Genomic DNA, 19,739 nt, shown 5'->3' on the forward strand with positions numbered 1-19,739 from the left:
CTAATTGTAATAAAAAAGGATACTCATCAGAAACAAATACGGTTACAAAGCATTTTCCTTTAACAAAATAAATCTTTGGGTATAGTAAGCAAGTTAGTACTATTTAAGCTGATCAATATAAATATCATTTCGTATCGTACTGTATTAGATAGAGTTACTATGCTTCCACTTGAGCTATGAATAATAACCCTAGCCCAAAAATAATTTTCGCCACAGAGATTAAAATCATAAATGGTTCCTAAGTAAGGTCCAATGTATTTGTACTTAAGTTATATTCCCCCCTGTTCAAAGCAGGTGGGTTTAGTGAACTTCCTAAAACTCATCTTCAATCTTGAAGATCCGCTCTTTTTCTAACAAAATTGATTTGCAATGTAGACCCGTATTATTTCTTCCGTCAAATTCCCCACCGTTACACAAAAGTATCCCCGTTGCCAGGAGGAATACGGGGTTACAAAATAGACTTGTACGCCATGACTGGGCTTCAGACTCTCATAACCGGCAAATTCTTTACCTCAGTCTGCCGTTACCATTTGGCCCAAAAAAAGAGTGCCGAGAAGAACCCTTTCGCTAAGCGGACAGCATAGCGCCAACGATAGATGGTTTTAAAGTACACTACACGGGTGTAGGCTTTCTAGCTCACTGTGTTAGACTATGCTAAGATATGTGTAGCTCATATTGGGTTCTCCTTTGTGAATGTGCGTGTAGGGACTTTCATTTTAAAAATATCCGGTCACGAGCCCATTTTCTATTTATTTACAGAAGGTGTCGCAATTCATTTCAAAATCCATCTTGCACTGATCTATGTTGATAAAAACTATTAACTGTACAGTTGTAATAATTGTTATGTTAAAATACTAGCATTACCTACAAGAAAAGGAGATTGTAAACCTTGTCGAATCCAGTATACGGGAAACAGGCCAAAACGTCGACCCGTGACGATAAAAGGCCGGCTATGTTTTGGGTGTTAATTGTTGGCATGATTCTGTTTTTAGCTTGGGCCCCCTTCCAGGCTGCACTTTTTAATGGGCAAATGCTCGATTTTGAGAAGCCTTTATATTGGGCTTTGATCATCAGCACGATTCTATTGATTTTAGGAATCGTAACCTATTATAAGAAATTCAAATTGGAAGATCAAAGAGACTGGTTGGCGGTGCTTGTTATCTTACTTCCGCTGACGTTCGTGCTTTCATTGATTTCTGCTGCTTCTCATTATCTCGCAATGAACATGGTGGTAGTGCAGTGCATCTATGCCTCGTTCTTCATCATTACATTGTACGCCTTGCGAGATCGGTTGAGCAACCAGATCATCCAAACCGCGATTATGACCGTAGCTTATATTATTATAGGCTTCGGCCTCATCAACTGGTTTGGACAGTGGGTATTGGCCGGACGACTCGTGGATTGGTTCTCATCAATGGTAAGCAGTAATCGCTACGTTGATGCCATAAAAATAGATACTAATGGTCCGCGTCTCACATCCGTCTTCCAGTACGCGAATACATATGCGGCATTCTTGATGGCATTTTTGTTCGCAGCCGTTTTTTGTCTGATGAGGTCAAAGACGTGGTATGGAAAAGCAACTCACGCCTTTATGCTGGTGCCTATTCTGGTATCGCTGTTCCTGACTCTATCGCGTGGTGGTCTTATTATGCTGCCTGTTGTATTTGTCCTGTTACTTCTGTTTTTCAAACCTGCACGGCAAATCTTGTGGATTTTGCATTGCGCCATTGCCGGAGTGGCTTCACTTGTTATTTTGAGCCCTATTACAAATTGGGGATTACAGCTTATTCAAACCTACAACGGTGCAGAAGCTGCCAAGGCCTGGGGACTGCTCATTGCGGCTTCTGCTGTGACTGCTCTTGTTTTATGGCTCGTACAAAGCTTCCTAAGCCCTCGTCTGGAAAAAGGACTGCAAGGTCTGGCTTCACGAAAACTCTCTAATCTGTGGCTGCCTGTTGGCTCTGTGGTCGTGATTGGTGTAATTGCGTTCCTGCTCATTGGTACAGGACTACGAAGTTTTCTACCAGCCAATGTGGAGACACGTCTGGAAAATATCAACTTCCAACAGCATAGTGTGCTGGAACGTATAACCTTTTATCGCGATGCTTCCAAGCTAATTGCTGATTATCCATTGATTGGCGCAGGTGGTGGCGGTTGGGCTACGCTGTATGGAAAATATCAAGACTATGGCTACACAAGCGCACAGGCACATAACTTTTTTATGCAGTATCTGGTAGAGGCCGGTATTCTTGGATTCATTATTTTTATGGCGTTTATCCTTTATATTTTCTATAAATACATTAAAGGTTACATCAAGAGCGATGAGGAAAATCGGGATAGCCACTTCCTTTACCTGATCTTGGCGATGTCCATTTTGCTCCATAGTCTATTGGACTTTAATATGAGTTATGTGTTCATGGGTATACTCGTGTTTATTGGACTCGGGGGTATGGCTGCAGCAATGGATGCACAACCTGTAAAACGCTTGGCGATGAAGCCAGAAGGTTTCCGTCCGATTTATAGTATCGTCATTGGTGTTCTCAGTATTGTGCTTCTGTTTGTAGGGCTGCGCTTTTTACAAGCCAGCAATGCTGCCTGGGAAGCAAAAGCGCTGGAAAGCAGCAATTCGTTCGAACAACGACAAGCTGCTTATAATAAGGACTTGAATCTGCGCCCAACTCATATTGATTCAATTGTTGGTTTGTCTAGTATGTATTATCAGGTCTATAAGCAAACCAAACGCGAAGAGTTCTATACAGGCGGTATGACCATTGTTGATCTGGGGCTGCAGGCAGAACCGTATAATAGAAATATGCTGTTTATCAAAATGCGCCTTGAGCAAGCCAAAGGAAACAATGATAAGGCATTTGCCATTTTAGAAAATAACCGTACTAACTTCAACTGGGATCTGGATTGGCACAATTTGTTGATTACTCAGGCATTTGAATTTGGTAATAAAGCTCGTTTGGCGAAGGATACAGTTCATGAGAAGAAATATTTTGCTGCCGGGATGAGTGCTTATCAGCGTATTCTGGATGGCATGGCTCATTTGAAGACTTTGCCTCCTACGCAGTTCACAGGCCGATCTTGGGAAATCACGCCATCGATTGCGTTGAATACAGGTAAGATTCAATTTGTATCTGGTAAGTCTGCAGAGGCTGCCAACATCCTGAAAAATGGCCTGAAGGATGATTTGAACGATGCTACGAATCGTGAGGTCGCCCGTTACTACATCGCTGCTTTGCAAAAGCAGGGCCAAGACGATAAAGCTTTGTATGAAAAGCTAATTATTATCGACCCGAAGGAGAAAGAGCAAATTGCTCAGTTAAAATCGGAGAAATAGTAAAAAAAAAGAGACTATCAGATGATGTTATATTCATCCGGTAGTCTCTTTTTTATTTTGATAAAGTGAGGTTAGGTGAGATGTCTATTTTTGCTGATCAATCTCTTTAATAACCTGTCTCATATAAGCCAGTACTTCATCCTTGATTTCGTTATGCTGTAGAGCATAATGGATCGTTGTTTCAATGAATCCCAGTTTCTCACCAACATCATGGCGATTCCCGTCAAATTCGTAGGCCAGGATCGGATTCTTTTCTCCCAGTTTGGACAATGCGTCCGTCAGTTGAATTTCCCCGCCTACTCCTGCGGATTGCTGACCCAGGATATCAAAAATGTCAGGCGTCAAGATATAACGTCCCATGATCGCCAAGTTGGAGTTGGTTTCTTCCTTCTTTGGCTTTTCCACTAATCGTTCCGCCTCAGAGATTTTGGAAGTAAGTGCATGACCTTCAACAATCCCGTAACGATGTACCTCGTTCCAATCCACTTGTTTTACACCTACAACAGAACGCTGATACTCATCGAACACGTCAATCATCTGTTTGAGGCACGGATTCTCAGACTCAACGATGTCATCCCCTAAAAGGACGGCAAAAGGTTCATCACCGATAAACTTACGTGCACACCATATGGCATGCCCCAACCCTTTAGGTTCCTTTTGACGAATATAGTGGATATCTGCCATCTCTGATGGTTTACGCACTTCATTGAGCAGGTTCCATTTTTCCTTCGCAGTCAAATTATGCTCCAGCTCAAAGGAGTAGTCAAAATGATCCTCAATCGCCCTTTTGCCTTTACCAGTAACGATAATGATATCCTCTATACCAGATGCAACAGCCTCTTCAATAATATATTGAATTGTTGGTTTGTCTACAATGGGAAGCATCTCTTTAGGCATCGCTTTCGTAGCAGGAAGGAACCGAGTTCCTAATCCCGCAGCAGGAATAATCGCTTTACGGATTTTCATAGGTTAAACTCCTTTGTCATCAATATAACGGTAAGATATATTGTCTATGATTATAACAGGAAGGTCAATTATTGTAATAGATTAAAGAAGAAGACATCTTCCCTCAAAGAGAACATGTCTTCCAATCACTAGCTTTCTATATAAATATATTATGCTGCCGGAATCTTTCTGGCTCCCGAACAAATATATAGTTATTTACTTCACCAGCTGCCCACGTGTAACACCCAACTGATTCGTTGCTTTCAGCGTCTTCCATACTTGTGTTCCGCTGATTTCTCCGCGCAGGGCACGGTTATAGAGATCAATAACCTCATGCACTTGCTCCGGTGTCTCCTCCAAAAATTCCACGCGGTAACGGGACACACCCAGTTCTAGGAAGTTGGACAGGTATTCCGCGCCGGATTGCTCAATCGCGTTGTATACCGTGTTGCGGCAGCCTTCGTCCACACGGACCGGATGAGACATACCAATTCGATCACGCAGGGATGCGCGATGGTCCTCACACGGACGTCCACAGTTCGTGTAGTCGGTGCCTTCACTCATAAAGGTACAATATACGCAATGTTCAGTATGGAACATTGGCATATGCTGCTGGATCACGATCTCCAGCTTATCGGTACGCGTGCGTCTGAGCATATCAACCATTTGCTGGATGTTCAGATCGTACGAAGGCGTGACCAGGTCGCAGCCGGAATCCAGGAACAGATCAGCCGCTTTGTGGTTGGCGATATTCAGCGAGAAGTCACCAATCAATTGCGGATGGTGTGCGTCCGGGTTCTCCAACCGATGTCGCAAGTAGAAATACAATGCCCCTGGATTGCGTACCAGCACAGCATCCGGCTTTAGGCGCAGGATGTTGTTGTGGTAGCCATTTTCACCCGGCATGTGAATACGCGGGGTCGCCAGCGCAATTCGGCGGCCTGCAGCGTGCACAGCCTCTACGGCTGCCGGGAATTGCTTGATGAACTCGAAGTCGGCGTAAATGAATTCCACGCCAGCCTCGAGCGCAGCCTCCACCTGAGGGAGGCTGCGGCACAACGCGGTCAGCTCTGCCTGACCGCGTGCCACAGACGATGCCGGAGTCGATGCATCGTCATACACCTCGACCGCCCTCTTCGTGTACACGGGCGGTTTGGGGCGCTCGCCCGCGAGCAGTTCCACCGCCTGACGGCGGATACCGTTCAGCTCGCGCATCGGCACGATGACGTCCCCATGCAGATGGACGTCCAGCTCTTCCAGCTGGAACACCGTTCCGCCCAGTCGGCCGAACTGCTCTTCGAGCAGTTCGTGCGTCATCGGACGCTTCTGGGCAATTTCAAGTTCCAGCTCGGAGTCCACGCGGACCGTTGTGCCTTTCTGCACGTCGGTCCACCATGTCGACAGCGGTTGTCCTGGGGAGCCGCTGACCCGCACATGTACTGGGAAGACCCGGTACGGCTTGTCCGTGTCGTACGACTGGCGCAGACGCTTGTCCAGCGCCGGGTCGTTGGTCTTCCAAATGCGATCGCCCACGTGTACACGGCGCAGATCGACATCGTTGCGTCCCGCTACAATGTCAATGATCCAGCCTTCTCCGGCTTCGCCTTCAATCTTCACGCCCTTGCGACGGATATCGTATACGCGTCCGCCTTCTTCTTTTTGCGTGGGATCTCCCGCATCGAACACAATACCATCGCCACGCTTGAGTGGTGCATCAATACGGCACACTACGCCATCACGAAGGATTTGTTCCACTCGGCCCAGATACACCCCCCGGCTTTTCGGGAACGTCCCGTCAACCAGCTTCTTGTTATTGGTTCCTTCGAGAAAACCGTGCGTAAAGCCGCGTGAAAAGCTCTGCTGCAGCTCGCGGATATCTTCTTTGCTGGTCTTGGACGTATCGCCATCAAAATACTTATCAATGGCCTTGCGGTACTTGCTGACCACATTTGCCACATATTCAGGTGTTTTCAGTCGACCTTCAATTTTAAAAGAAACAACACCCGCGTCGATCAGTTCAGGCATCAAGTCAATCGCTGCTAGATCCTTAGGTGACAGTAGATACGTCACATCCGCCATTGGTTTCTGCTCTCCATCCACCATCAGATCGTAAGGCAAACGACATGCCTGTGCACACTCACCACGGTTAGCAGAGCGGCCGCCCCACATTTCTGAAGTCAGGCATTGGCCAGAATAAGATACGCATAATGCGCCATGTACGAATACCTCCATTGGAAGTCTCGCCTGATCGCCTATTTTTTGAATCTGTTTCAAGTTGTTTTCGCGTCCAAGCACGACCCGTTCCATATTGTACGGCTTTGTAAACTCTACCGCTTCCGGCGAGGTAATCGTCATTTGGGTAGAACCATGAATCGGAAAATCCGGTGAAATGTCGCGGATCATTTTCACCAGGCCCATATCCTGGACAATTAAAGCATCGACTCCAGCATCAATACAGGCATCGACCAGCTCCTTAGCGTCCTCCAACTCGTTTTCAAATACCAATATATTGAATGTTAAAAAACCTTTAACCCCATAGCTATGCAAAAACGCCATAATTTCAGGCAGTTCCTCCATGCGGAAATTATTCGCCCGTGCCCGTGCGTTGAACTTTTCCACCCCAAAAAAGATCGCATCAGCCCCGTTTGCCACCGCCGCACGCATACAATCCCAGTCACCGGCTGGTGCCAGAAGCTCAACATCTTCTCTTCGTACTACTGATTTCATCTTTGTCCTCCCTATATGGAGAAATAACTGATTAACCTTGAGTTAAACGTTATTTTCCAGAGCAGCGATGCTGCTTATTTTATAGCCCTATGAATTATCATCCTATCCGATCATCCCCACTCTGAACCACTGGCTCGAGGGATAAATGGCATCCAACTCAAAAAATCCGCATCACGAACATTTGCGGCATAGTTATTCTTATCTTGTAACTAATCTAGTGTACCAGACTGCGCCCCAAGCTTCTACACTTTCCAAGCGATTCCTCATAAAAATCCTCTTACTAAAAAAAACACCCCCATTCCCGTCAAACGGTACTTTGGAGGTGAAGAATCATATAAAACAAGAGGAACAACGAAGTAATCAGTACTATCGAGCAGGAAGCCAAATAGTGATGAAGACTAGGCAATTTAGAGCGCTAGTAAGCTACACCAGCCTTTTTAGAATACGGTATCCTCGTTGACGCTAACAACGTACCAGACAATGAATCCGAGAAAAGGGGTTCGTATTCGCTGATCTAAGTACCGTAAATATCTGCCTTCGCTCTTCCCTGCTTACCTCACTCATCAAAAGATTGGTGGTCTTATGGCGGCGCCAGCGAAGCGGGCCATTTGAATCCGTAGAAGCGTCAGCGTTCGCCTTTGACCCGGGATTCTTACATATTAAATCCTTATACAATCCAAGAATCCCGGGTCAACAGCGATCGTAGGATCAAATGGCACGCGTAGCGCTCTCACCATAACTCGCTAATCTCTTACCTACACCCTCTTACTTCACAAAATTAAACGAATTTAACGTCGAGTCCAGTGCGTTAGACTGAATAGCCGTGTTGTTCGCATCATTCAATGTCGTTGTCACGGTATACGTTTTTCCGTCACGTTCTAAAACCAATTGGTGGCCTGTGTAGCCAATACCTTCCTCGATACGATGGAATGTAAAGGACACTGCCGGAACACCAGCAAATGTTACGTCCTTAACTTCCTCAACTTTGAGGTTTTTGTAGTTCTTTGCTTGCTTATCGTAGAAGTCCTTGAGCTGGGATACCGTTAGTTCAAATGATTGGTCGTTGTCGATTTTGATGGAAAAACGTCCTCCGGTAAACTGGTACTCTACATCGCCCAATTCAAATTGATCGCTAATCGCGGTCCAATATCGTGGGATATTCACTGTATATTCATAGGCTTTTGACGTCTTTTTGACCGTTTTCGTTTTGTCTGTCAAATAGTCGTCTTCTTCCAACTGTCCAAAGTTACTCGCTACGGTTTGAAAATCGATTTGAAGCGAGGAAATGAGCGCGTTGAACTGATCATTTCCTTTGCTTACTTTTTCAGGCACTGCGTATTCAGCCAAGTAGCGGTATCCATTTTGCTGAATCAGCACATTGTACTCTTTGACCCATCCATCGCCAAAATTATAGCGGTACTCCTGTACTAACCCTTGAACGCCTGCAACCTCCAGCGGATACGTCTTCTGTGCCTCATAAGCCGTGGACACAAATGAATCGCTCAGCCATTTTTGCAGTTGCTGGCCCCAGTTCTCCAACTTTCCATCCGCTGGAGCCGAGGTTATTTTCATGCGGAAGCTCGATCCATCATTACTTTCATATTGCATCCGTTGATCGTCCATTTTCCAGCCTGCGGGTATGCTGAGTGACACACCGTAGTCTGGATTCCCGGCCTCGCGTGTGCCTCCTACGACAGTGGACAAATCTTTAATACTTTTATCCTGCGCATTAAAAGAGGTCTTGAAGGAATTTAAAAGTCCTGCATACTGGGCCAGATCTTTATAATTCGTTGCTTTAGCATCGGAAAAATAAACTACATACAATCGTCCGTTGTCATAGTACTGACGATTTTCCCACAGCACGCCGTCCCCATCCTTCGTAATGACACGAGCATAAGGTACCTTCGCTTTCGGGAAGGATTTTCGATCGATCACAGTTTCTCCCGTTTCCTTGGCTGCCTGCACCAATTGTTGCAGCAGATCGTCCGCATTCAGTGGAACCGGCTGTGACGCTGTGTGCACTTCCATATAGTACGCACTGTTCTCGTCCATAAATGTGGAAATACTCTCATCTCCACCTCCCTGACCGATGACGAGCCCTGTTGGATAGTTCATAGACCAGTCATAGTAACTGTTCCCGATCTGTGTCTTACCCTCATCATTATCAATGTTCGGTGTCTCTTCAGCTACCGTGCCTGCCTCTTCTTGTGCTTCCATCCGAATAATGATTCCGGCACCATTCTTCTCCAACTTACCGCCAAGCCCTTCTGCTACTTGACGCAGAGGCACCATGAGAATACCTGATGACATTTCCGGTGGAGCTGGAAGTGTCACCTTGTGACCTCTCACCCACGCTGTACGGCTACCCACGGTTAGCGATACAACATGAGTTCCGCTGGTGATTTTAACCACATTATCTTCAGCCAATCGAATTTTGCTGTTAAACGCCTTTTTAAATACACCAGCTGGAACCATCAGTGCACCACTTCTGGAATAGGGCTTCGTAATATTGGCATTTTGGCCGTTTACGATGGCTGTATTGCTGCCGCTTTGCAGACGCAATTCCAACATGTTTTTATCTTGATCTGCTGCAACTGCTGGCAAAGCGGAAAGCAGAAGGGACAATGCGACAGCGCCGACCCCCAGCTTACGCATCATTTTTCTTTGAATATGCTTCACAGTAAATCTCCCTTTAGCTTTATTTTATAGATTCAAGAACCGTTATTGTTCACTTTCCAGTAGTTGCCCCTTGAGCTGGCTCCGATGTTTCCTTAGAAGGCGCTATACCACCATCTTCAGCGGCTTCCGAACCGTTCGAATCTTCACTATCTTCTCCAGACTGAATGGACTCATAGATTTCACCATTATCCTGTGTCAGTACCAGCTTGCGCTTCACAATATCACCGTCCGACTGCATAAGTACACTCACCGTTTGACCTGGTTGATAGTTTTTAAGCAGCTCATTGACATCAATAGCGGAAGCTACACGCTTACCGTTAATACTATACAGCTCATCGCCTTCCTTGATTTTGGCCTGAACGGCATTGGCTGAAGTAATTTTCGTAACTTTCAAAGGATCCTCGGTAGGTAATCCGACGATAGCTGACCAGCTCTCTTCCAGCCCTAGACCAAGACTAGCGCGCCGAACCTCTCCGTATTTGAAAAATTGGCCGATGACATATTTCACCGTATCCGACGGAATCGAAAAGCCCATATTTTCAATGCCGACCGCCGAGAATTTCATCGTATTGATCCCAATGACCTCACCCTTGAGATTGACCAGCGGACCGCCGCTGTTACCAGGATTGATCGCGGTATCACTTTGGATCAAACGATAAGCAGCGTTGACACCACGGTTCAGCCCGCTAACAACACCTGAGGTTGCCGAATTACGAAGTGAAAAGGATATAGGCGTACCAATAGCCACTACCTGCTCACCTACCTGTAGACTGTTCGTTGAAGCTGCCAGGGTAGCGGGTTTGAGGCCGCTTGCCTTGATTTTGACTAATGCCAAGTCACTGATCGGATCGCTGTAGCTGTCGGTGATTCCGTAAGATTTTCCGTCCGAGGTTACGACCACGGCATCACCTAATCCTTCGATAACATGCGCATTCGTCACAATCCATCCATCTGTACGAATGATGACACCCGTGCCGTGAGCCAGGTTGTATCGATCTCCTCCTGCTACGGTCTCTCCCGTGTCTGAACGGCCAATGATACCGACCACAGAAGGAGATACATTTTTAACCACCTGCGGCACACGACCGGCCGATAACGTATATGTACCATTTGCGCTGTTATATGCGCCGCTGGTTCCTAATGCCTTATTCATATCGCTTACGTTAACATAGACCCCACCATTAATGACTTTGGCCTTTAACGCAGTCCCACTGCTGGCTGCACCTGCCGTACCAGAAACACATAGAGCGCTGCCCAAAGCCAGAACAACTGCCCTTTTCCCCATCTTACGCATATACTCACCATTTCCTCTCTTACATGACCCTGTTCTATCAGTTAGTCCAAATCTACCATAGAGGGGACACGTATACAATCGCTTTAAGCCCTATCTTTTTCTAAAAGGCGTCGTTTGCTACTTCCCTGTCCTCTCATGCTATTTATATTATAAATTTTCCAAATCCTTATATCAAAAAAATAAGCAAAACCGATAAATAATCGTTATACCGTTTAGGTCATTCCTTCGTTTACGGGCATAACCAACTATGATACCATCACATTATATCTTAGTTTTATTGTCGGAAATAAAGAATAAAATCGTGAGTCCTCTATCCAAAATACTAAAGTTTAAATAAGCACATGAAGGAGGTTAAAAGGATGGCCTACGAACCAATCTGGAACGCTCATCCCGATAAGCTTAACAAGTTCGAGTTAGTCAAGCTGGAAAAGGACGGTCTCGACGTTATCCGTACCATTATCGAAAACTATGCCAATGAGGGCTATGACTCGATCTCTGCGGACGATATGGACCGTTTCAAATGGGCTGGGGTATATCAGCAAAAGCCCAAGGATGGTCATTTCATGATGCGAGTCCGCATCAACACAGGGATCATGACTTCAGCACAAGCACATGCACTGGCAGACATATCCGCGCTATACGGACGCGGTCTTGTGGACGTCACCACTCGCCAGGCGATTCAATTCCACTGGCTGACAGTCGAAAGCTTGCCCGATATTTTTGAAAGACTGGAAAAAGTCAACTTGTATTCCTTCGAAGCCTGTGGAGACTGCCCGCGTACCATTGTCGGTAATCCGCTGGCTGGTATTGATCCCAATGAATTGGTGGATACCCAAGAGATTGTAGATGAAGTAAACCGTTTTTTCTTATTAAATCGAGACTTCTCCAATCTGCCGCGTAAGTACAAAATGTCTATCTCCGGTAATACGTACAACAATGCACAGGCTGAAATTAACGACCTGTCCTTCACTCCGGCCACCAAGATCCTCGACGGAAAAGAAGTGATCGGCTTCCATGTGATGGTTGGTGGAGGTTTGTCCGCCAAGCCGCATATGGCACAGTCTCTGGATTTGTTTGTTCGTCCTGAGGAAGTACTGAAGGTTGCTATTGCTGTCACCACCATTTTCCGCGATTACGGCTATCGGGAAAAGCGGCACCATGCCCGCTTGAAATTCCTCGTTACCGATTGGGGCTCAGACAAATTTCTGGCTAAGCTCACCGAGTACATCGGTGAAATGCCCGGACGAGGTGAAGACAAAACGATTGGCTGGCAAGCCGCCTATTTTGACGGTGTGCACCCTCAAGCCCAAAAAGGCCTGAACTATGTCGGTCTGAACGTGCCTGTCGGTCGCCTTAGTGCTGACGAGTTGCATGAACTGGCCGAACTGGCTGACCGCTATGGCGATGGTCAGATTCGTACCACGATGTCGCAAAATATTTTGCTGAGCGGCGTGCCGGATGAGCAAGTGGATGAACTACTGGAAGCCCCCGTGCTGCAACGCCTGACACCACGACCCAAGCATTTTATGAGTCGTACGGTATCGTGCACAGGAAATGAGTTTTGCAATCTGGCGATTGTGGAAACGAAAAAACGGGCGGTTGACGTTGCCGAGTATTTGGATCAGCACGTACAATTGGATGAAAAAGTGCGCATTCATTTTATCGGTTGTCCAAATTCCTGCGGTCAAAAGCATATTGCGGACATCGGTCTGCAAGGCTCGCTCATAAAGACACCGGAAGGTTTGGTCGACGCGTTCGACATCGCTGTCGGCGGAGCGCTTGGAGCAGGAGCCCAGTTTAACAAGGCGCTCAAAGGTCGCGTACGTGGGGATCAGGTTGGACCTGTACTGGCGGAGCTCATTCTGTTCTACAAAGAAAACAGGAGCGCTGGCGAAAGCTTTTACGCATATGTACAGCGTGTAGGTATTCCGACTTTCCAGGAAAAGCTGTCTGCCATTTTACAGTCCAGCCACGTTGCATCTTAAATATAGGGTCTATTAACAGCCTGCTTGTATCCCATATACAAGCAGGCTGTTTCTTATCGCCATACAGCCCCGCAATATCGTCTCTCTCACTTTTCACAAAAAAAGACACCGGATTACTCCGGTATCAATATTTTCGCAAAATCAAGCACTGTCGGTTTATGAGCGCCTGTTGTAGATGTCACCACCGCGTAGCCTGAAGGTATCTTATATATCAATCCCGTATCATACCGGATGCCGAAGGAATTGTCCTCCTTATAATGAGTCCTCGTTTCCCACACCTTCGTACCGTTTTCTTTCAAGCCTGTAATGGTGATGCCATGCATCTTCGTAGTTTTCCCCAGTGGATCATATTGATCACTGAACTGGACATACAGCTGCTCCTCAGGCAGATACACCTGGTCAGCCCCGTAGTCCTCTGTATTGCTAAATAATTGCAGACTATTACTTAGCACCTGTGTACGCTTGCTGTTTCCTTTAAGCCCTGTTACAGCAATATAACCGCTCGGCAACTCACGTACTGCGGCAATTTCTTTACCTGATCCCAAGTCCAGATGGATGTCACGAATATCGCGACCATATACATCTGCTTGTACCCCCACGGGACCATCTGAGCTGTTCAAAAGCACATAATATCCATTGTGACTGCCGACCAGCCAACCCGAGGTCACTCCGGCCGTCGTTCGATTCCATTGTATATCGCCAGTTTCAGTGTATTTGAGTACAGTGAAGGACTGTTCCGCAAGGTTTAGATAGGAGACCAGGAAACCGTCATCCTCCAGTGGCTCCAAGCCAACCTGAGAATCCTGCCCATGAGATATCAAGCCATCTGTGGGTAATGTTTTGGACCACAAGGTGTTTCCATCCTCGCCCAATCGTGAAGCCTGCAACTCTCGTATTCCGTTCGGTTTTGTATATTCAATCAGAAACAGCAAGCCACCATCCGACGTCTCCCGCTGGACTCCCCTGCTGCTTGTTCCAGGCTGTACGTTCAGATCCTGCTGATGTTTCCATACAGCCTCCACAGAACTGTCCAGCTTGCCATATGTGACGTGTACTACACTTGCTTCTGTATCGTCCTCGACGTTCAGTGTTAAAAACCCACCATTTGCTGTGGGTTGAATGTAATTGTCAGCGTTTCCTAAATCCTTAATACTGCCAATGGCCGCACTTGTTTCGATTTCGGCTTGTTTGGGCACAAACGCCTCGGACACCTCGGAGGCATAGGACGGTGCAGCACTATATCCCATCAAGCATGCCGCCAAAGCAGCTCCTGCTGCCCATGTATACACACGTGTACGTAAAACTCTACTTTGCTTAACCTTCAAGCGTTCCAGCTCCCTTCATGACTTCCTCAGAGATGTTGTATGAACCTTAGATGTGATAAAACTAGAGACGGTTTCGCTTCAACTTGTAATGGTGTCACGTGGGCACGGAACTTTGTATGATGCTATGACGATTTATATATTTACCTCTTCAAGTCCGAGCCTAAACATCCAAAACTCCAAAATTTAGAGACTACTCAGAGACTTTCTGTCGATGAATATACGTATAGATTTATTATTCCAGCGCTTGGTAAACTACGTGTCACATGCTTTAACGCAGGAATTTGATAAAAGTTTTCCTTTTTTACAAAAAAAATAAAACCCTGCCAAGGCGAAGGCATAAATACAGTAGTTCGTATTCTGCCTTCCTGCCTGTGCAGGGCTTTTAAAGCGTACGTTAAACGGTATCTATAGATCGACTGTCTGAAGCGCTTGGCTACGCTCTGTATCCCGTTCAAGGATCGGCTTTAAGTATCGACCTGTATAGGATTCTTCGACTTTCACAAGTTGCTCCGGTGTCCCGGTAGCCAAGATCGTTCCACCGCCACTTCCGCCTTCCGGCCCCAAATCAATCAGATAATCGGCTGTTTTAATCACATCCAGATTATGCTCAATGACCAGCACCGTTTCTCCTGAATCAACCAAACGATGCAGCACCGTCAACAATCGATCAATATCGTGAACATGCAGACCCGTTGTCGGCTCGTCTAAAATATAAATGGTTTTGCCTGTGCTGCGACGATACAATTCGGAGGCCAACTTCACACGCTGTGCTTCACCGCCAGACAAGGTAGTCGCAGGCTGACCCAGCTTGATATACCCCAAACCTACATCCATCAGCGTCTGGATCTTGCGATGAATCTTCGGAATATTTTCAAAAAACTCCGTCGCATCCTCTACCGTCATCTCCAGCACATCGGCAATACTTTTTCCTTTGTATTTAACCTCCAGGGTCTCCCGGTTGTAACGCTTGCCTTTGCACACTTCACATGGAACATACACATCCGGCAGAAAATGCATCTCAATCTTGATGATGCCGTCGCCTCTACAAGCTTCACAACGACCTCCCTTAACGTTAAAGCTAAAGCGGCCTTTCTTGTAGCCTCGTACTTTGGCCTCGTTCGTCTGCGAGAATAAGTCACGGATATCATCAAATACACCAGTATACGTTGCAGGATTGGAACGCGGTGTACGGCCAATTGGCGATTGATCGATCTCAACAACCTTTTCGATATGTTCTAGCCCGCGAATTTCTTTATGCTGCCCTGGACGTACTCTCGCCCGGTTCAGATCACGCGCCAACGTTTTGTACAAAATCTCGTTAACCAGCGTCGATTTTCCAGAGCCGGATACACCAGTAACAGCTGAGAAAACACCCAACGGAATTTTGACATTCACATTTTTGAGATTGTTCTCCTTGGCTCCGCGAATCTCCAGCCACTTATCAGCAGGCTTGCGCCGCTCGGTATTGACCGGAATGAACTTGCGTCCGCTCAAATACTGCCCGGTTAAGGAATTCGGGTCTTCCATGACTTCCTGCGGGGTCCCCTGCGACATGATCATCCCACCGTGGATTCCAGCTCCCGGCCCGATATCAATGATATAGTCCGCCGCCATCATCGTATCTTCGTCATGCTCCACCACGATCAAGGTATTGCCAAGATTCCGCATATGCTCCAAAGCACTAATCAGACGATCATTATCCCGCTGATGCAGCCCGATACTAGGCTCGTCCAAAATATAAAGCACACCCATCAGACTGGATCCGATCTGTGTCGCCAACCGGATACGCTGTGCCTCACCGCCTGACAACGTGCCTGCCGCACGGCTTAAAGTCAGGTATTCCAGACCCACGTTAACGAGGAATCCCAGTCGGCTGTTAATTTCTTTTAAAATGAGATTGGCAATCGACTTCTCCTTCTCACTCAGCTCCAGTGTATGGAAAAAGTCCGAAGCTTCACCGATAGACAGGGCTGTTACATAAGCAATATTGCGCTCTTGAATGGTTACCGACAGGCTTTCTTTTTTCAGTCGATGTCCCTTACAGGTGTTACATGGCTTTGCACTCATAAAGCCTTCAATAAATTCACGTATGCCCTCAGAAGCCGTATCACGATACCGACGCTCCAGGTTGGGGATAATCCCCTCAAAGGTCACATAGGCTTCCTTACGTTGACCAAAATCATTTTCATAGCGGAAACGGATCTTCTGCTCACCCGTTCCATGTAAAATGAGGTTCATTTGTTCTGTCGTCAATTGACTAACAGGAATGTCCTGTGGAATACCGTAGTGCTCGCATACTGACTGTAAAAATTGAGGATAATAAGTGGAAGTTCCCCCACTCCAAGCCTGAAACGCCCCATCTTCCACACTTTTTTCAGGATCGGGAATGAGCAAATCAGGGTCAACCACCATTTTAACTCCTAACCCATCGCAATCCGGGCAAGCGCCGAACGGACTATTAAAGGAAAACATTCTTGGAGACAGTTCATCTATGCTGAATCCACAAATAGGACATGCAAAGTTGGAGCTGAACCGCAACTCCTCTTGCCCCATAATGTCTACAAGCAACTGCCCGCCTGAAAGATTCAATGCCGTCTCAATAGAGTCAGACAGACGCGCACGCACATCTTCCTTGACTACGATGCGGTCTACGACCACTTCAATCGAGTGCTTCTTATTCTTTTCCAACTCAATCTTCTCAGATAATTCACGCAGTTCGCCATTCACACGTACCCGCACAAAGCCCTGCTTGGCTATATCCGTGAACAGTGTTTTATGCTCACCTTTGCGGCCGGAAACCAATGGAGCTAGGATTTGCAGTCGTGTCTTCTCAGGATACTGCAAAATGCGGTCTACCATCTGTTCAACGGTCTGTGAAGTGATTTCAATGCCATGTTCAGGACAATGAGGATGACCCACCCGAGCAAACAACAACCGCAGGTAGTCATAGATTTCTGTCACCGTTCCGACGGTAGAACGCGGATTCCGACTTGTCGTTTTTTGGTCAATGGAAATGGCAGGAGACAGACCGTCAATCGAATCAACGTCCGGCTTCTCCATTTGCCCGAGGAATTGACGGGCATACGCAGATAAAGATTCCACATACCGCCGTTGCCCTTCCGCATAGATCGTATCGAAAGCCAGTGACGATTTACCAGAGCCGCTAAGCCCTGTCAGGACGACGAACTTGTCCCGTGGAATCGTCACGTCAATATTTTTGAGATTATGCGCGCGTGCGCCTTTGATGATGATGCTTTCATTCGCCAAATGTTTCATCTCCTTAGCCGTAGTTCACGTCATGCTATATCGCATTGGATTATCCCATGGAAGTGATATATCGCAAAGAGAACGACCACATAGGCCGCCCTCACTATTTTTAAAAGCAAAGCAATCAAACATTTTATTTTCATATGTTTTGCTTCTAGCTTATTCTCAATGTTTAATCAGCTCGCAACTCCAGCAAAGCATCACGCAGCTCGGCTGCCCGCTCGAACTGTAGGTTCTTGGCGGCGTCTTTCATCTCTGCTTCCAGACGCTGAATGAGTGATTGGCGCTCCTTCTTGGAAAGTTTACCCGTCTCATTAGGAAGGTAATCATTCTTCGATTCTGCCACCTTAGTTGCTTCAATAACATCACGAATCTTTTTACGTATGGTTTGCGGGGTAATCCCATGTTCTTCATTATACTGAATTTGAATCGCACGCCGACGTTCCGTTTCCTTTATCGCTTTATCCATAGAATCGGTAATCTTATCGCCGTACATAATAACACGACCGTCACTGTTCCGTGCTGCCCGTCCGATTGTCTGTATCAGAGAGCGCTCAGAACGCAGGAAGCCTTCTTTGTCTGCATCCAAAATCGTGACCAGAGATACTTCCGGCAAATCAAGACCCTCCCGCAACAGGTTAATCCCGATTAGCACGTCGAAGGTCCCTAGACGAAGATCCCGCAAAATAGCCATCCGCTCCAACGTCTTAATCTCGGAGTGCATATACCGGACCTTGATGCCTACTTCTTTTAAATAGTCAGTCAAATCTTCGGACATCTTCTTCGTAAGTGTGGTCACCAGCACCCGTTCTTCACGTTCTATGCGAAGCCGTATTTCATTAATAAGATCGTCAATCTGCCCCTTGCTCGGACGCACCTCAATAATCGGATCAAGAAGCCCGGTAGGACGAATAATCTGCTGCACCATCGTTTCGCACTTCTCCATCTCATAGGGTCCTGGAGTAGCTGATACATAGATAATCTGACTTACCTTGTCCTCAAACTCTTCAAACTTCAACGGGCGATTATCCAATGCAGACGGCAAACGAAAACCATGATCCACCAGTACATTCTTACGTGCTTGGTCACCGTTATACATGGCACGAATCTGCGGCAATGTAACATGGGACTCATCAATGACGATCAGCATATCATCCGGGAAATAATCCATTAGCGTATATGGTGTTGCTCCTCGCTCGCGGAATGTCAGTGGACCTGAATAATTCTCCACACCGGAACAAAAACCAACCTCTTTCATCATCTCGATATCATAGCGGGTACGTTGTTCCAAACGTTGCGCCTCTAACAGCTTCCCTTGCTCCTTCAACTCCGCTAACCGCTCTTCAAGCTCACGCTCAATGTTGACCAATGCTACCTTCATCGTATCCTCATGAGTAACAAAGTGAGATGCCGGGAAAATAGCAATATGATCACGTTCACCGATCAATTCACCCGTAAGCACATTAATCTCGGTAATTCGTTCAATTTCATCCCCGAATAGTTCTACACGTATAGCATGTTCCCCATGGGAAGCCGGGAATATCTCAACAACATCCCCCCGTACACGGAAAGTACCCCGCACGAAGTTGATATCGTTCCGCTGATATTGAATATCGACCAAGCGGGACAAAATCTGATTGCGGGGTTTCTCCATGCCAACTCTAAGCGAAAGTAGCAGGCTTGAATATTCTTTCGGGGAACCCAAACCATAAATGCAGGAGACACTCGCTACAATAATAACGTCACGACGCTCAAACAGAGAGCTTGTCGCTGAGTGGCGAAGTTTATCAATCTCCTCATTGATGCTGGAATCCTTCTCAATATACGTATCGGAAGACGGGATGTATGCTTCCGGTTGATAGTAATCATAGTAGCTGACAAAATAATCGACGGAGTTATTCGGAAAGAATTCTTTAAACTCACTCGCCAGTTGAGCAGCCAAAGTCTTATTATGTGCAATAACCAGCGTAGGCCGATTTAACTTGGCAATGGTTTGTGCGATGGTAAACGTCTTACCTGTTCCCGTAGCACCCAATAGCGTTTGATGCTTCTTTCCTTCTGCAATTCCCTCTACCAATTCAAAAATGGCCTGGGGCTGATCGCCTTGAGGTTGGAATTCCGACTGAATTTCAAAAGTCTTATCGCTAACAACGATATCACTCATTGCCCTGCAT

10 protein-coding genes are annotated in these 19,739 nt (G+C 46.5%); 2 read left to right on the forward strand and 8 right to left on the reverse strand.

The window, feature by feature from the left end:
* Positions 1-350: 350 nt before the first annotated feature.
* A complete protein-coding gene (locus MKY35_RS23410; RefSeq protein ID WP_342446696.1) occupies positions 351-485 on the reverse strand; it encodes a transposase in 135 nt (44 codons plus the stop codon).
* A gap of 404 nt (positions 486-889) precedes the next feature.
* Here MKY35_RS23410 and MKY35_RS23415 point away from each other — a divergent pair, with 404 nt between their 5' ends.
* Positions 890-3,343, forward strand: coding sequence for an O-antigen ligase family protein (locus MKY35_RS23415; protein WP_342444934.1), 2,454 nt, complete (start codon positions 890-892; stop codon positions 3,341-3,343).
* 84 nt (positions 3,344-3,427) lie between these two features.
* Here the strand turns inward: MKY35_RS23415 and galU are convergent, their stop codons facing one another.
* The 4 genes from galU to MKY35_RS23435 all read right to left on the reverse strand — a co-directional run bounded on the left by galU (position 3,428) and on the right by MKY35_RS23435 (position 10,988).
* A complete protein-coding gene (gene galU / locus MKY35_RS23420; RefSeq protein ID WP_342444935.1) occupies positions 3,428-4,309 on the reverse strand; it encodes a UTP--glucose-1-phosphate uridylyltransferase GalU in 882 nt (293 codons plus the stop codon).
* 195 nt (positions 4,310-4,504) lie between these two features.
* Positions 4,505-7,015, reverse strand: coding sequence for a U32 family peptidase (locus MKY35_RS23425; protein WP_029514530.1), 2,511 nt, complete (start codon positions 7,013-7,015; stop codon positions 4,505-4,507).
* 765 nt (positions 7,016-7,780) lie between these two features.
* Positions 7,781-9,694 carry a stalk domain-containing protein gene (locus MKY35_RS23430; RefSeq protein ID WP_342444936.1) on the reverse strand — a complete coding sequence of 638 codons (1,914 nt, stop codon included), beginning with the start codon at positions 9,692-9,694 and terminating at the stop codon, positions 7,781-7,783.
* 49 nt (positions 9,695-9,743) lie between these two features.
* Entirely contained in the window at positions 9,744-10,988 is a 1,245-nt protein-coding gene (locus MKY35_RS23435; RefSeq protein WP_342444937.1) for a trypsin-like peptidase domain-containing protein, read from the reverse strand.
* A gap of 359 nt (positions 10,989-11,347) precedes the next feature.
* Between MKY35_RS23435 and MKY35_RS23440 the strand changes: the two genes are divergently transcribed.
* Entirely contained in the window at positions 11,348-12,973 is a 1,626-nt protein-coding gene (locus MKY35_RS23440; RefSeq protein WP_342425313.1) for a nitrite/sulfite reductase, read from the forward strand.
* A gap of 113 nt (positions 12,974-13,086) precedes the next feature.
* Here MKY35_RS23440 and MKY35_RS23445 read toward each other — a convergent pair whose 3' ends face one another.
* From MKY35_RS23445 to uvrB, 3 genes are all read right to left on the reverse strand, one after another.
* Positions 13,087-14,298, reverse strand: a complete 1,212-nt coding sequence (locus MKY35_RS23445) for a hypothetical protein (RefSeq protein WP_342444938.1) — start codon at positions 14,296-14,298, stop codon at positions 13,087-13,089.
* Between the two features lie 405 nt (positions 14,299-14,703).
* Positions 14,704-17,565: an excinuclease ABC subunit UvrA gene (gene uvrA / locus MKY35_RS23450; RefSeq protein WP_342444939.1), complete on the reverse strand. Its 2,862-nt coding sequence runs from the start codon at positions 17,563-17,565 to the stop codon at positions 14,704-14,706.
* Positions 17,566-17,737: 172 nt separating this feature from the next.
* Complete coding sequence (gene uvrB / locus MKY35_RS23455) at positions 17,738-19,729, reverse strand: excinuclease ABC subunit UvrB (RefSeq protein WP_029514536.1); 1,992 nt, start codon at positions 19,727-19,729, stop codon at positions 17,738-17,740.
* Positions 19,730-19,739 lie beyond the last annotated feature (10 nt).

The organism is Paenibacillus sp. FSL L8-0638 (assembly GCF_038593075.1).
In the GTDB taxonomy this organism is placed as follows: domain Bacteria; phylum Bacillota; class Bacilli; order Paenibacillales; family Paenibacillaceae; genus Paenibacillus; species Paenibacillus polymyxa_D.